Origin of the sequence: Mesorhizobium sp. ESP-6-4, from assembly GCF_020164735.1 — a bacterium.
Taxonomy (GTDB): domain Bacteria; phylum Pseudomonadota; class Alphaproteobacteria; order Rhizobiales; family Rhizobiaceae; genus Mesorhizobium.
Map to the genome: position 1 here is coordinate 180,137 of NZ_JAIUGS010000008.1, position 13,460 is coordinate 193,596.

Genomic DNA, 13,460 nt, shown 5'->3' on the forward strand with positions numbered 1-13,460 from the left:
GATCACCAGCCCATACGCGAAGCTCGGCCAAGAAGGCAGTGTCAGGTTTGCCGAAAGGGGTCGGATCGAACACGACGCGCAGCGATTTTATCCGGTCATCGCATGGCGTCGATATACGCATCGTCCTCGTACATGGCGGGTTCGTCGACGGCTCCGGCCGGGAAGGGGTCTATCACGAGCTCAAGAAGGACGGCCACGAGGTCATTATCGCCCAGAGCCCCACCACCTCTTTAGTCGACGACGTCGCGGTCACCAAACATGCCATCGCCGACGCCAAACACGATTCGTCCTCGTCGACCGTTCCTACGGCGGCGTGGTGATGTCGGAGGCCGGCACCGATCAGAAGGTCTCGGCCGTCGAGTCATCACGGTCTCTCCTGCTTTATTCCTTACCGAACGAATTTCGGCTTTGTGGACCGCTGAGATCACCCCGGAACGTCCGAGACTGAGGCGCAAAGCCGCCTTTCGCTTCACATCGATGAAGGGAGCACCCTGCCCTACAATTAGGCCCACTTGACTCCCACCCCTCGCTCGTAGAACAAATAGAGAACATGCTTATATACGCTTTCATGAGGTGAACGACATCTTGCGGCCGGAGCCCGCCATAGACGACTTGCGCGCACGGATCGAGAAGATCGAGGGCCGGCGCCGGCGCGCCAGATCGGTGCTTCCTTTCGGGATCGCCGAGCTGGATGCGCGACTGCCGGGTGGTGGCCTGGCGCTCGGCGCGCTGCATGAAATAGCGGGCGGCGGCAACGGGGCGATCGATGGCGCGGCCGCCGCGCTGTTCGCGGGCGGTGTGGCGGCGCGCGCGTGCGGCAAGGTCTTGTGGTGCATCACCCGGCCCGACCTGTTCGCTCCGGCGCTGGCGCAGGCCGGCCTGAAACCGGATCGCGTCATCTATGTCGAGGCCGGTGATGACAAGACGATCCTCGCCTGCATGGAAGAAGGCATCCGGCATGGCGGACTGGGCGCAGTCGTCGGCGAAGTCGCGCGGCTGACCATGACGGCCTCGCGGCGGCTGCAGCTCGCCGCCGAAGAAGCCCACACGATCGGGATCGCGCTGCGAAGATGGCGGCGGCAGACGGAGGCAGCCGATTTCGGCCAGCCGACGGCCGCCGTGACCCGGTGGCGCATCTCGGTCCTGCCCTCGGCGCCGCTGCCTGTACCAGGCGTCGGCCGGCACCGATGGCTCGTCGAATTGATCGGCGCCCGCGCGGGTGAAAGTGCCGATTTCGAATTGGAGGCGTGTGATGGCACGGGTCGTCTCGCTGTTCCTGCCGACCTGGCCGACCGACAGGTGCGGCGCAAGGCCGGCAACGAGGCGCCGCCGGCTGAGACCCCGCTCGTCCTGATCGGCCGCGACAAGAACGGGCGCGTGGTGCTCGCGGCCGATGCCGCAGCACTCGCCGCCGGTCTGCGCCCCGGCATGCCCGTGACGAAAGCGCAGGTGCTGGTGCCCGGCCTTGCGATCCAGGACGCCGATCCGCAAGCAGATGCCGAGGCGCTCGAGCGGCTCGCCGTCTGGATGATGCGATTTGCGCCGATCGTCACGCCCGATCCGCCCGACGGGATCGTCATCGACACGACAGGTGCCGACCATCTCCATGGCGGCGAGGCCGCCATGCTGGAGGGCATGGTCGGGCGTCTGGCGATGTCCGGCATCGTCGCCCGCGCGGCGATCGCGGATCGCTGGGGCGTGGCGCATGCGCTGGCACGGTATGGCGGCCAGGACATGTTCATCGCGCCACCCGGCCACGGCCGATCCATTCTGGAATCGCTTGCGCTCGAGGCGCTGCGGATCGCGCCTTCGACGGCGGCCGAACTGCGCAGGCTCGGTTTCCAACGGATAGGCGATCTCCTGGCACAGCCGCGCGGCACCGCTTGCCCTGCGCTTCGGCCCGGAGATCGGCCGCCGCATCGATCAGGCTCTTGGCCACACAGTCGAGCCTATCGACCCGGTGCGCCCGCCGGACATCGTCGAAGTGCGCCGTGCCTTCGCCGAGCCGATCGGCGCGGCCGAGACAATAGCGCGCTACATCGGCAAGCTCGTCGCGCAGCTCTGCCACTTGATGGAACAGCGCGGCCTCGGCGCACGCCGGCTCGATCTCGTCTGCCAGCGCGTCGACAGCCAGGCCGAGGCGGTCCGTGTCGGCATGGCGATCCCGGTCCGGGACGCCAAGCGGCTCACCCGGCTGCTTTGCGATAAGGTCGAGACCATTGCGCCCGGCTTCGGCATCGAGATGATGATCCTGGCTGCGACAGCGGCCGAACCCCTGGAGCGCAGCCAGGCCGTGAGCTCCCTCGTCCAGGAAACCGTGCCAGATGTGTCAGACCTCATCGATACGCTGATAAACCGCGTCGGTGAACGCGCCGTCTACCGGCTTGCGCCTGTCGCCAGCGATGTGCCGGAGCGTTCGGTTGGCAAGATCCCGGCGATGGCGGCCGATAGCGGCTCGGGCTGGCCCGGGGATTGGCCGCGGCCGTCGCGCCTGCTACCGCAGCCTGACCCGGTCGAGACGGTGGCGCTGTTGCCCGACCATCCACCGGTGTCCTTCACCTGGCGCGGGGTGCGCCGGCGCGTGAGGCGCGCGGACGGTCCGGAGCGGGTCTTCGGCGAATGGTGGAAGCGCGACGCCGAGCTGGTGGCGGTGCGCGATTATTTCCGAGTCGAGGACGACGCCGGCCAGCGCTACTGGCTCTACCGCTCCGGCGACGGCGAGGATGCGGCGACAGGCTCGCACCGGTGGTTCCTGCATGGAGTGTTCGGATGAACGGCATCCGTTATGCCGAGCTGCAGGTCACCTCGCATTTCAGCTTCCTGCGCGGCGCCTCCTCGGCCGAAGAGCTGTTCTCGCAGGCGGCCCTTATGGGCATCGAGGCCCTGGCCGTCGCGGATCGCAACAGCCTCGCCGGCATTGTCCGCGCCCATGAGGCTGCCAGAACGACGGGTGTGCGCCTTATCGTGGGTTGCCGCCTCGACCTCGCGGACGGCATGTCGCTGCTCGCCTACCCGACGGACCGCGACGCCTATTCCCGGCTCTGCCGACTGCTCTCGCTCGGCAAGGCCCGGGCAGGAAAGGCGAAATGCCATCTCGAATGGAGCGATGTCGTCGCCTATGGCGAAGGCCTCATCGCCGTGCTCCTGCCCGATGTGGCCGATGAGACACTGGCGCTGCGCCTCAGGCATCTGCGCGAGGCATTCGGCGATCGCGCCTATATGGCGCTGACGCTCAGGCGCCGGCCCAACGACCAGCTTCGCATCCATAACCTGGCTACGCTTGCCTTCAAGATGAAGGTGCCGTCCGTCGTCACCAACGACGTGCTCTTCCATGAGCCGGGCCGCCGCATCCTGCAGGACGTCGTCACCGCGATCCGGCACAACGTCACCGTCGACGTGCTCGGCGAGCGCCGCGAGCGGCATGCCGACCGTTACCTCAAGCCGCCTCAGGAAATGCACCGGCTTTTTGCACGCTACCCGGAAGCGCTGGCGCGCACGATGGAGATCGCCGAGCGCTGCCGGTTCTCTCTCGACGAGCTTGCCTACCAATATCCGGAGGAGCGCGACGACCCTTCGCTGACACCGCAGCAGGCGCTCGAAAAGCTGACCTGGCATGGCGCCGCGACGCGCTACCCGGAAGGCGTGCCGGACAGCGTCATCCGCTCGCTGCGCCACGAACTGCGGCTGATCGAGAAGCTCGATTATGCACCCTACTTTCTGACCGTGAACGCGATCGTGCGTTTCGCGCGCTCGAAGGACATCCTTTGCCAGGGCCGCGGCTCGGCCGCCAATTCGGCGGTCTGCTACGTGCTCGGCATCACCTCGATCGATCCCGGGCGCAACGATCTGTTGTTCGAGCGTTTCGTCTCCGAGGAGCGCCGCGAGCCGCCCGACATCGACGTCGATTTCGAGCATGAGCGGCGCGAGATCGTCATGCAGTGGGTATTCGACACCTATGGACGCGATCACGCAGCATTATGTTCGACGGTGGTGCGCTACCGCACCAAGGAGGCGTTGCGCGATGTCGGCAAGGCGCTCGGCCTGCCGGAGGATCTCATCCGCACGCTCTCCGGCCAGGTCTGGGGCTGGTCCGAGGAGGGCGTCGAGGAGCGGCATGTCGAGGAACTCAGTCTCAACCTTGCCGATCGCCGGCTGCGACTGACGCTCGACCTCGCGCGGCAGTTGATGGGCGCGCCGCGTCACCTCAGCCAGCACCCCGGCGGCTTCGTGCTGACCCATGACCGTCTCGACGATCTGGTGCCCATCGAGCCGGCGAGCATGAAGGACCGGCAGGTGATCGAATGGGATAAGGACGATATCGAGGCGCTCAAATTCATGAAGGTCGACGTGCTGGCGCTCGGCATGCTGACCTGCATGAAGAAAGGCCTCGATCTGCTCGCCGACTGCAAGGACATCCGGCTCGACCTTGCCACCATCCCGGCGGAGGATCCGCGCACCTACGCACGATCAGGAAAGCCGATACGCTCGGCACCTTCCAGATCGAGAGCCGGGCGCAGATGTCGATGCTGCCGCGGCTGAAGCCAAGGACCTTTTACGATCTCGTGGTGCAGGTCGCGATCGTGCGCCCCGGGCCGATCCAGGGTGACATGGTCCACCCCTATTTGCGCCGCCGGGAAGGCGTCGAGCCGGTGCATTACCCGAAGCCCGAGCTGGAGAAGGTGCTTGGCAAGACGCTCGGCGTGCCGCTGTTCCAGGAGCAGGCGATGCGGGTTGCCATCGAATGCGCTGGCTTCACGCCGGGCGAAGCGGACATGCTTCGCAAGTCGATGGCCACCTTCAAGTTCACCGGCGGCGTGTCGTCCTTCAAGACGAAGCTGATCGACGGGATGGTGGACAATGGCTATGAACGCGCCTTCGCCGAGCAGACTTTCAAGCAGCTCGAAGGCTTCGGCTCCTACGGTTTTCCCGAGAGCCACGCCGCTTCCTTCGCGCTGATCGCCTATGCCTCGGCCTGGCTCAGATGCTGGCACCCCGAGGTCTTTTGCGCTGCGCTGTTGAACAGCCAGCCGATGGGCTTCTACGCCCCGGCGCAGATCGTGCGCGACGCGGCCGCGCATGGAGTGGAGATCCGACCGGCCTGCGTCAACGCCTCGCGCTGGGACTGCACGCTCGCCGGGGGTTGCTGGTATCGTATGGATAAGGGTTCGAAGGGTGCCTAATCCTTATGCGCGCCAAGCTCGACATGGGGCCATTGCAGATCTGCACGCGCTAGCTCTTTCAGCACTCCAAAGAATCGACGCTGCTCCGATTCTCGGTCACTATCCTATCCAGCTAACAAAAAAGCCCGCGTTGCCGCGGGCTTGCAAGCACACCTTCGTGACAGCTAGGTCTTGTCGATGAGGTTCTTCACCGCGTCCTTTGCTTGACCCTTGGCTACCTGAGCCTTGCCCTTGCCTTCCTGGACTTTGCCCTTCGCCTTTTCCTCGTGGTTATCAGCGGCCCCACCAACGGCCTGGCGTGCCTTGCCGGCGACTTCGTTGGCTTTGCCTTTGATCTTGTCTGATGTGCTGCCCATGTCGAGTTCCCTTTTGAATGACGGCATGCCGTTCAGAAAAGAAGCTGCTCATAGGCAATTGGTTCCCCGCTTCTTGAAAGATCGCTTCGGGCATGTGCCGAAGGCCTGCGTCAATGACAAGTCGCGCCGCGATTGTCATTGCAGGGCCGATCCGCCCGAGCGGCCGTTCGCCGGTCAGGCTTTGGGACCCTCATTGCTGAAGCGACCGTTCAGCGGCTACTCAACGGTTCGGCAGAACGCGACTGGTCAGACCAAGGAGTTAAAATCGTTGTTCATGTGCCAAATGTCACGACCGCAAGATAGGCCGGTCCTCTATCCGCCGCCCTCGAAGGGTTTCCCAGCCCTGGCTGTGACGCTGGCATTAGTTACCTGAGCGCGACAGAGCAAATGAGGTCTCGTCGCACCGGCTTCGCAACTTCATGGCGCCTCAATTTCAGTCCGCCCGCAGCCGCCGCACCATTTACGAGTGATGCATTACGCGGTGCGCAAACGATAGTAACGCCCTGTGGCGCAGCTGGGAACCTCCGGTCGCAGTCGAAGTTCTTGTGCTGCACATCGCCACTTCCACAGGGCGGGCTGCACAGGGAGTAACGGGGTTTGCAGATTGTTGACTCGGGAAAAGCCGACCGTACTCAGAAGAAAGATCGGTCGTTGGTTCGATGTAATTAAGTATGTTGCAATTGCGACTGCCGCGAGTTTGATCACTGTCGTCGTGATAAACTTAATCCCCGATCCCCGGACCATCCGCGTAATCGTTCCCCACCGTTTTGACGCAGCGGATCCTCAATTCGCAAGGAGCATGGCGAGCTATTCCCTGGGACAAATGTTCGAGGCCAACGCGGTGCAGACGCTGGTCAACGGCGACGAAATCTTCCCAGCAATGCTGCAAGCCATCCACACTGCGCGCTCGACCATCAACATGGAAACTTACATCTATTGGTCCGGGTCGGTCGGCTATGAATTCGCCACCGCATTAGCGGCGAAAGCCCAGGAGGGTGTCGAGGTTCGCGTGCTCGTCGACTGGCTTGGCAGTCTCCCCTTCGATGAAGACCTGATCCATATCATGACGAACGCTGGCGTGCGGTTCCAGCGCTACCGGCCCATCTACTGGTACACCCTGGAACGGGTGAATAACCGAACGCATCGCAAGCTGCTCACCGTCGACGGTCGGATCGCGTTCACCGGCGGGGTCGGCATTGCGGACAATTGGCTCGGAGACGCCCGCATTCCGACAGAGTGGCGTGACACGCACTACCGCATCGAGGGACCTGCCGTAGCAGCCTTCCAGGCGGCGTTCGCCGAAAACTGGCTGGAGACTGCGGGCGAGACTTTGCAGGGCGAGAAGTTCTACCCGCCGCTTGCACCTGCGGGGAATCTGAGCGCTCAGCTTATCCTGTCTTCGCAACCGAATGGCTCCGAAAATATGGAGCTGATGATGTTGGCTGCGATGGCTGCCGCCAAGGACCACTTGCGTATCGGAATGGCTTACTTCGTTCCGGATGACATCGCCCTGCAGCAGATACTGGACGCCCGAAAAAGGGGCGTCATCGTCGATATCATTGTCCCCAATTCGCTGACGGACGTTCCTATCGTTCGAAAGGGCTCGCGCTATTTCTGGGGTGAATTACTCAAAGCAGGCGTCCGGATTTATGAGTTCCAGCCCACCATGTACCATCCTAAGCTGCTGATCGTCGACGATGTCTGGGCGAGCTTCGGCTCCGCCAATCTTGATGAGCGATCCCTTCGCCTTAACGACGAAGCTAATCTGAACATCTATGGCAAGGACTTTGCACACGCGCAAATCGATCTGTTCAACCGGGACCTGGTAAGGTCTAAGCAGATCGGTCTCGAGGAATGGCAAACCCGCCCCTGGACTGAAAAGGTGACGGATTGGTTGGCCAGCCGACTGCATCCCCAGCTTTAGTGCACCATTGGAGCCCAATCGCATTGACGTCGTCGAAAGCTGGAATCGTCTGTTTTAAAGTATGAAAGGCTGCGTAGTTGAAGCGATGTTGGCTTTCGGGAAGCAGCCCGGCCTTTAGGCACCGATCGGGAGATAGCTGCCATTTGTCGCGCGGCAATCAGCATGATCGCTCTAACCAAATTGAAGGCTTCTCCAAGCCCATTCCGGCGCACGGTTCTGTCGGCGGGCATGATCGCGGTAAAGGGCCGCATCCAGCGCGAGGGCGAAGTGGTCCACCTCGTGGCTCGCAAGATCAGCGATCTGTCAGCCGAGCTCGCCAGCGTCGGCGAACGCGAGGGCAGCTTTCCCGTGCCGCACGGCCGCGGCGACCAGGTGCGCAATGGCGGCTCGGGACCCGATCCGCGCGAGCTGCCGCCCAAGGGGCTACGCAGCCGAGACATCTACATACCCGACCTCCACATCGACAACATAAAGGTCAAGACGCGGGATTTCAGGTGAAACCCGAATTTCTTGCCCGGCTCAGGATCGCAGGACGACCCAAAGCGTTACAGATCGAACGTTGCGACCGCGCGGCCATGGAACAGGAGACGATAATGGCAGACGACAAATCGAAACGAGGCGCCACAGACCGTCGGCAGGTCTCCGGCGGTGAAGGCTACGAGGTCAACTATTTCGCCCGCAAGCACGGTATCAGCCGAGAGCAGGCCGAAGCCCTGATCAAGCAGGTCGGCAACGACCGCGAGAAGCTCAATGCCGCCGCGGAGAAACTGAAGAAATAGGCTGCGGATTACGAATGGCGCATCGGGCAGTTGGGTTGTGTTTGAGCGAGGTCAGGAGAGCAAGTCAGCTTTGCGTCGGCCCACAACCAAAGGATCTTCAACTCCTCTTGCGAAGCCAGCCTCGCGCGGCGAAGCCAAACTCGCGCCACCCGCGTTCCGGCCGGTCCAGCTTGCAAAGCTGGTGGACACGGTTCCCCCTGGCGACCGCTGGATCCACGAGATGAAATACGATGGCTACCGCATTCTCGTCGCGGTGGGCGGTGGCGAGGCGCGCGCCTACACGCGCTCCGGCCTGGACTGGTCCGGCCGTTTTCCGTCCATTTTGGCGGAGGCGCGCAAGCTCAAGGTTCGCTCCGCCCTGATCGACGGAGAGGCGGTGGTCATGGACAAGGAGGGCCGATCCAGTTTCCAGGCGCTGCAGAACGCATTGAAGGGCGCTCCCGCGAGCATTGATTTTTATGCCTTCGACCTGCTTCAGCTCGATGGGGAAGCCCTGACGAGGCTGCCGCTCCTGGAGCGCAAGGAGAAACTGGAGAAAATCCTGCCGGCGAAGCACCCCGTCCTCCGCTACTCCGATCATATCCAGGGCCGCGGGGAAGAGTTGCTGAACCGCTTCTGCGACGCCGGCCTCGAGGGGGTGATCTCGAAGCTGGCGGATTCGGCCTATATCGGCGCCCGCGATGGAAGCTGGCTGAAGATCAAGTGCATCAAGCGTCAGGAATTCGTGCTTGTCGGCTGGACGCCGTCAGACAAGGATCGCGCCTTTCGATCGCTGATCCTCGGCGTCCATGACGGCGGAAAGCTGCGCTATGCCGGCAAGGTCGGGAGCGGTTTCAATACCGCCGGGATGGCCCGGCTGATGAAGGCCATGGCGCCGCTCGAGCAGAAGGCCGCCACGGTCGAGGCGCCGCGTGCGGAGGTTCGCGGCGCGCACTGGCTGCGTCCCAGGCTTGTCGCCGAGATCGCCTTCACCGAGATGACGAATGAAGGGACACTGCGCCATCCAAGCTATCTCGGCCTGCGCGAGGACAAAAAGCCGGAAGCGGTCGTGCTCGAGACGGAACACCGCACAGCCGCCCTGCCGCCGCCGGCGACAAACGCGGTCGCGATCAGCAATCGCGGCCGCGTGATCTACCCCGAATCCAACATCACCAAGGGGCAGCTTGCCGATCATTATTCCGACGTTGCCGCGATCATGCTTCCCTGGGCCGCCAGCAGACCGATCAGCCTTGTCCGCTGCCCGCAGGGGCGCGCGAAGAAATGTTTTTTTCAGAAGCACGACGCCGGCAGCTTCGGCGACAAGGTCCATCACGTCGGGATCACCGAAAAGGACGGCCATGAGGAGCCCTACCTTTACGTCGATGATGCCGAGGGGCTTATGACCTGTGTCCAGATGGGAACAATCGAGTTCCATGGATGGGGAGCGCGCATCGAAGACGTCGAGAAGGCCGACCGCCTTGTGTTTGACCTCGACCCCGACGAGGGACTGGACTTCGAGGCGGTTCGCGCTGCCGCATTCCAGTTCCGGGATATACTGAAATCCCTTGGATTGATCACCTTCCCGATGCTGACGGGCGGCAAGGGCGTGCATGTGATCGCGCCGCTCACGCCGCGAGCTGAATGGCCTGAGGTGAAGGCCTTCGCCTCCCGGCTTGCTCAGGCGGTCGCACAGAGCGACCCTGCCCACTTCACGGCCGTGTTGTCGAAGGCCAAACGCAAGGGACGGATCTTCGTCGACTATCTGCGCAACCAGCGCGGCGCAACGGCAATCATGCCTTATAGCGCCAGGTCGCGGCCGGGCGCCCCGGTCGCAGCACCGGTCACCTGGGCGGAGATGAAGACAATCGATGCGCCCTCGCATTTCCATGTCGGCGATGCGCCCGAGCTGAAGAAGCGCGCCGCATCGAAGGCCCTCGCGGGCTGGGGCCGGGCCGATCAGTTCCTGCCGGACCTCATGAAGCCATGAGGATCGCCACCTACAACGTCAACGGCGTCAATGGCCGCCTGCCAGTGCTGCTGCGCTGGCTTAAAGAGGCAGCGCCGGACATTGCCTGTCTCCAGGAACTCAAGGCGCCGCAGGAGAAGTTCCCGGAAGGGCCGATCCGCGACCTCGGCTATGACGTGGTCTGGCATGGCCAGAAAAGCTGGAACGGCGTCGCGATCCTGAGCCGGGTCGGCAACATCCACGAAACGCGGCGCGGCCTCCCCGGCGACCCCGACGAGAGCCATAGCCGCTACATCGAAGCAGCAGTCAACGGCATCCTGATCGGATGCCTTTATCTTCCCAATGGAAATCCAAGGCCCGGCCCGAAATTCGACTACAAGCTGCGCTGGTTCGACCGCCTCATCGACCACGCAGCCGAACTCGTCGCGTCCAAACAGCCGGTGGTGCTGGCAGGCGATTTCAACGTCATGCCGACTGAACTCGATGTCTACAAGCCAGAGCGCTGGCTGGACGATGCTCTGTTCGCGCCGGAGGCGCGCGCCGCCTACGCGACGCTGCTCAAACAAGGCTGGACCGACGCGCTGCGCGTGCGTCATCCCGGTGAGAAGATCTACACGTTCTGGGATTATTTCCGCAACGCCTTCGGCCGCAACGCAGGCCTGCGCATCGACCACCTTCTGCTGAGCCCGTCACTCAAGAAGCGACTGATCGACGCCCAAGTCGACGTCGAGGTGCGCGGCTGGGAAAAGAGCAGCGATCACGCGCCGGTCTGGATCGAGCTCTCGGAAAAGGCACCGCCTCGCGGCCGTTCAACGCCTACAGAACGAAGCAGTCCCCGGGCGCGGCTAGGCGTCGGTTGCTCGCCTGAAACCTTCACGATGTATAGCTGCGGCGCCGACAAGGGTTCGTACGCCCAAAAATGCCTAGGCCCACGTCGGGCCGCATTCAGCAGCGCACCGGCGTCGCATCACCCGACCTGCTCCACGACCAGCGTCCCCGCCTGAAGCGGCTTGATCAGCGATTTGGCGGATACCGACGGATCAAGCCAGCTCGCCCAATCCTTGCGCTCCAGGATCACGATCTGTCGATCGTGATACGGTGCGATATCGGGACCGGGTTCCATCGTGAGCATCGTGAACGCCGCCCCGACATCACTGGTATCTCGCCAGATCCCGGCGATGCAGAAGATCGGCTCGTCCCGCTTGGTGAAGAGCCACTTGTCCTTGCGCTTCTTGCCCTTCTCTGTCGGTTCGGTGAATTCGTAAAATCCATCGGCAGGTATCAGGCAGCGGTTCGAGGCGAACTCGCGACCGTCCGAGCGGAAATTGTAGACCGGCCTCTTGTTCGGTCCAGGCCAGCTCCAACGGCGCTGAACAAGGTCACCCTCGCCGCCCACGCCGTCGACTGGGCGGATAATCGGCCCGATATCCGTTATCTTGATGTCCTCGCGCGCCTGGATGTTCGGCGCTCCTTCACTGAAGCGGATCTTGATCTTGAGATCGGCGAAATCCTCCACGATCGACGCGACGTCCACCATCAGCCGATAATCATTGCACATGTCTCACCTGTCTCTGGGCCATTGCGCGGCGGCTGCGTTCCTGTTATGTTCTTTTGGCGATGAGCGCAACAGTTTTCGATTCCGACACCCCGCTCGATGAACCCCGCGTCATCGTAAGACGCTACGGCGGCGATGTTGAGATGCTCAAGCTGCCGTGGGGATTTCAGCCGAAGGAACCAGGCGGGCGCCCTTTCACGGTGGTGCGCGCAGAGGACCGATCGTTCCCGAGCCATCGCTGCCTCGTGCCGGCGTCCGAATTCCGGCACCGCAGCCAGGGGAAGAACTACAGCTTTCGCCTCGTCAACGATGACTGGTTCTATTTCGCCGGCATCTGGCGGCCGGCGAGCCGCGATTGGCCCGAGGCCTACGCAATCCTCACGATCCAGGCCAATGACGACATCGCGCCCTACCATGATCGCCAGATGGCGGTGCTGCGCCGAGACCAGCGCTCGGCGTGGCTGAACAGGACGCGTCCCGAACATGAAGTGCTTCGTCCCCTTCCCGGGGACAGTTTTCGGATTTCCCGCCTCCATCAGCGGCGCGCGCAGGCTGAATTTGCGATCTGAGAGTGTAAGATCCGGTAGCACGAAGCACATATCCTGAAGTGCATTGCAGCCATATGGCCCCTGACCGCAGCGCCGACCCGCGTAAGATCATCCATGTTGACATGGATGCGTTCTACGCGTCGGTCGAACAGCGCGACAATCCGGACTTGCGCGGCAAGCCGCTTGCCGTTGGCGGGGCCGCCGCGCGCGGCGTGGTGGCTGCCGCAAGCTACGAGGCCCGCGCCTTCGGCGTTCGCTCCGCGATGCCTTCCGTCACTGCAAAGCGCAAATGCCCCGAGCTGGTCTTCGTGCCGCCCCGCTTCGACGTCTACCGGTCCGTCTCGGCCCGGATCCGCGAGGTGTTCGCCGAACATACCGATCTCATCGAACCGCTCTCGCTCGACGAGGCCTATCTCGACGTGACGCAGAACAGGCTCAACATTTCGTCTGCCACGACGATCGCCGAGATGATCAGGGCGAAGATCCTGCTGGTGACCGGTCTCACCGCTTCCGCCGGCATCTCGTATAACAAATTCCTCGCCAAGATGGCGTCCGACCAGAACAAGCCAAGCGGCCAGTTCGTCATCACGCCCCGCCATGGGCCAGGCTTCGTGGAGACGTTGCCAGTCAAGAAATTTCATGGTGTCGGTCCCGCGACGGCCGCCAAGATGGAGGCGCTGGGCATCGAGACCGGCGCCGATCTCAAGGACCGCTCGCTTCCCTTCCTGCAGCAGCATTTCGGCAAGTTAGGACTCTGGTACTATCAGATCGCGCGCGCCATCGACGAACGCGCGGTCGAGCCGGATCGGCCGCGCAAATCGATCGGCGCCGAGGATACGTTTGCAGCCGACATCCTGGAACTCGCCGCAGCAATCACCGAACTTAAGCCGCTGACAGCCAAGGTCTGGGGACACTGTGAAGGCAAGGGCATCCGGGGCCGGACGATCACACTGAAGGTCAAATTTGCCGATTTCCAGCAGATCACGCGCAGTCGTACCGTGTCGGTGCCACTCGAGTTCTCTGACTTCGAACCTTTCGCAGCCGATCTCCTGAGGTCGGTGTTTCCGATACAGAAAGGAATCCGGCTGTTGGGCGTCATGCTTTCGTCGCTAAGCGATGTGTGGCCGCCGGAACAACGGCAACTTCGGTTCGAAATTTAGGATGCCGCGCAAA

Annotated in this window: 11 protein-coding genes and 4 pseudogenes; 13 read left to right on the forward strand and 2 right to left on the reverse strand. The window is 62.9% G+C overall.

Going from position 1 to position 13,460, the window contains the following annotated elements:
- Positions 1-38 precede the first annotated feature (38 nt).
- The 5 genes and pseudogenes from LB523_RS17460 to LB523_RS17475 form a co-directional block, all read left to right on the forward strand.
- Positions 39-320 carry a hypothetical protein gene (locus tag LB523_RS17460; protein ID WP_224605086.1) on the forward strand — a complete coding sequence of 94 codons (282 nt, stop codon included), beginning with the start codon at positions 39-41 and terminating at the stop codon, positions 318-320.
- Between the two features lie 265 nt (positions 321-585).
- Positions 586-1,317: pseudogene (locus tag LB523_RS17465) on the forward strand (ImuA family protein); the annotation flags it as partial.
- Between the two features lie 63 nt (positions 1,318-1,380).
- A pseudogene (locus LB523_RS29390) lies at positions 1,381-1,632 on the forward strand (DNA polymerase Y family protein); the annotation flags it as partial.
- A gap of 328 nt (positions 1,633-1,960) precedes the next feature.
- Entirely contained in the window at positions 1,961-2,773 is an 813-nt protein-coding gene (locus LB523_RS29395; protein ID WP_318011974.1) for a DUF6504 family protein, read from the forward strand.
- Positions 2,770-5,132 (forward strand): annotated as a pseudogene (locus LB523_RS17475) (error-prone DNA polymerase); the annotation flags it as partial. The gene LB523_RS29395 and the pseudogene LB523_RS17475, both read left to right, overlap by 4 nt.
- 212 nt (positions 5,133-5,344) lie before the next feature.
- Here LB523_RS17475 and LB523_RS17480 read toward each other — a convergent pair.
- A complete protein-coding gene (locus tag LB523_RS17480) occupies positions 5,345-5,536 on the reverse strand; it encodes a CsbD family protein (RefSeq protein WP_224605090.1) in 192 nt (63 codons plus the stop codon).
- Between LB523_RS17480 and LB523_RS17485 the strand changes: the two genes are divergently transcribed.
- From LB523_RS17485 to xth, 6 genes and pseudogenes are all read left to right on the forward strand, one after another.
- Entirely contained in the window at positions 5,535-5,909 is a 375-nt protein-coding gene (locus LB523_RS17485; protein ID WP_224605093.1) for a hypothetical protein, read from the forward strand. The genes LB523_RS17480 and LB523_RS17485 overlap by 2 nt on opposite strands.
- A gap of 426 nt (positions 5,910-6,335) precedes the next feature.
- Positions 6,336-7,460 carry a phospholipase D-like domain-containing protein gene (locus tag LB523_RS17490; RefSeq protein ID WP_224605096.1) on the forward strand — a complete coding sequence of 375 codons (1,125 nt, stop codon included), beginning with the start codon at positions 6,336-6,338 and terminating at the stop codon, positions 7,458-7,460.
- Positions 7,461-7,622: 162 nt separating this feature from the next.
- A complete protein-coding gene (locus tag LB523_RS17495) occupies positions 7,623-7,958 on the forward strand; it encodes a DNA-binding protein (protein WP_224605099.1) in 336 nt (111 codons plus the stop codon).
- 95 nt (positions 7,959-8,053) lie between these two features.
- Entirely contained in the window at positions 8,054-8,239 is a 186-nt protein-coding gene (locus LB523_RS17500; RefSeq protein ID WP_224605102.1) for a DUF3606 domain-containing protein, read from the forward strand.
- Positions 8,240-8,276: 37 nt separating this feature from the next.
- Positions 8,277-10,205, forward strand: a complete 1,929-nt coding sequence (gene ligD, locus LB523_RS17505) for a DNA ligase D (RefSeq protein ID WP_318011972.1) — start codon at positions 8,277-8,279, stop codon at positions 10,203-10,205.
- A pseudogene (gene xth, locus LB523_RS17510) lies at positions 10,202-10,972 on the forward strand (exodeoxyribonuclease III); the annotation flags it as partial. The gene ligD and the pseudogene xth, both read left to right, overlap by 4 nt.
- Before the next feature lie 179 nt (positions 10,973-11,151).
- Here xth and LB523_RS17515 read toward each other — a convergent pair.
- Complete coding sequence (locus LB523_RS17515; protein ID WP_224605106.1) at positions 11,152-11,742, reverse strand: SOS response-associated peptidase; 591 nt, start codon at positions 11,740-11,742, stop codon at positions 11,152-11,154.
- A 59-nt stretch (positions 11,743-11,801) separates the two neighbouring features.
- On the opposite strand from LB523_RS17515, the gene LB523_RS17520 reads away from it, so the two are divergent.
- Positions 11,802-12,308: an SOS response-associated peptidase family protein gene (locus LB523_RS17520; protein ID WP_224605205.1), complete on the forward strand. Its 507-nt coding sequence runs from the start codon at positions 11,802-11,804 to the stop codon at positions 12,306-12,308.
- A 53-nt stretch (positions 12,309-12,361) separates the two neighbouring features.
- Positions 12,362-13,447, forward strand: coding sequence for a DNA polymerase IV (gene dinB, locus LB523_RS17525; RefSeq protein WP_224605119.1), 1,086 nt, complete (start codon positions 12,362-12,364; stop codon positions 13,445-13,447).
- Positions 13,448-13,460 lie beyond the last annotated feature (13 nt).

What these genes read in the sequence shown, in the direction of transcription:
- LB523_RS17485 (WP_224605093.1), top strand. Translation starts at nt 5,535, where the DNA reads ATGTCGAGTTCCCTTTTGAATGACGGCATGCCGTTCAGAAAAGAAGCT.
- LB523_RS17480 (WP_224605090.1), bottom strand. Translation starts at nt 5,536, where the DNA reads ATGGGCAGCACATCAGACAAGATCAAAGGCAAAGCCAACGAAGTCGCC.
- LB523_RS17490 (WP_224605096.1), top strand. Translation starts at nt 6,336, where the DNA reads ATGGCGAGCTATTCCCTGGGACAAATGTTCGAGGCCAACGCGGTGCAG.
- LB523_RS17495 (WP_224605099.1), top strand. Translation starts at nt 7,623, where the DNA reads ATGATCGCTCTAACCAAATTGAAGGCTTCTCCAAGCCCATTCCGGCGC.
- LB523_RS17500 (WP_224605102.1), top strand. Translation starts at nt 8,054, where the DNA reads ATGGCAGACGACAAATCGAAACGAGGCGCCACAGACCGTCGGCAGGTC.
- LB523_RS17515 (WP_224605106.1), bottom strand. Translation starts at nt 11,742, where the DNA reads ATGTGCAATGATTATCGGCTGATGGTGGACGTCGCGTCGATCGTGGAG.
- LB523_RS17520 (WP_224605205.1), top strand. Translation starts at nt 11,802, where the DNA reads ATGAGCGCAACAGTTTTCGATTCCGACACCCCGCTCGATGAACCCCGC.
- dinB (WP_224605119.1), top strand. Translation starts at nt 12,362, where the DNA reads ATGGCCCCTGACCGCAGCGCCGACCCGCGTAAGATCATCCATGTTGAC.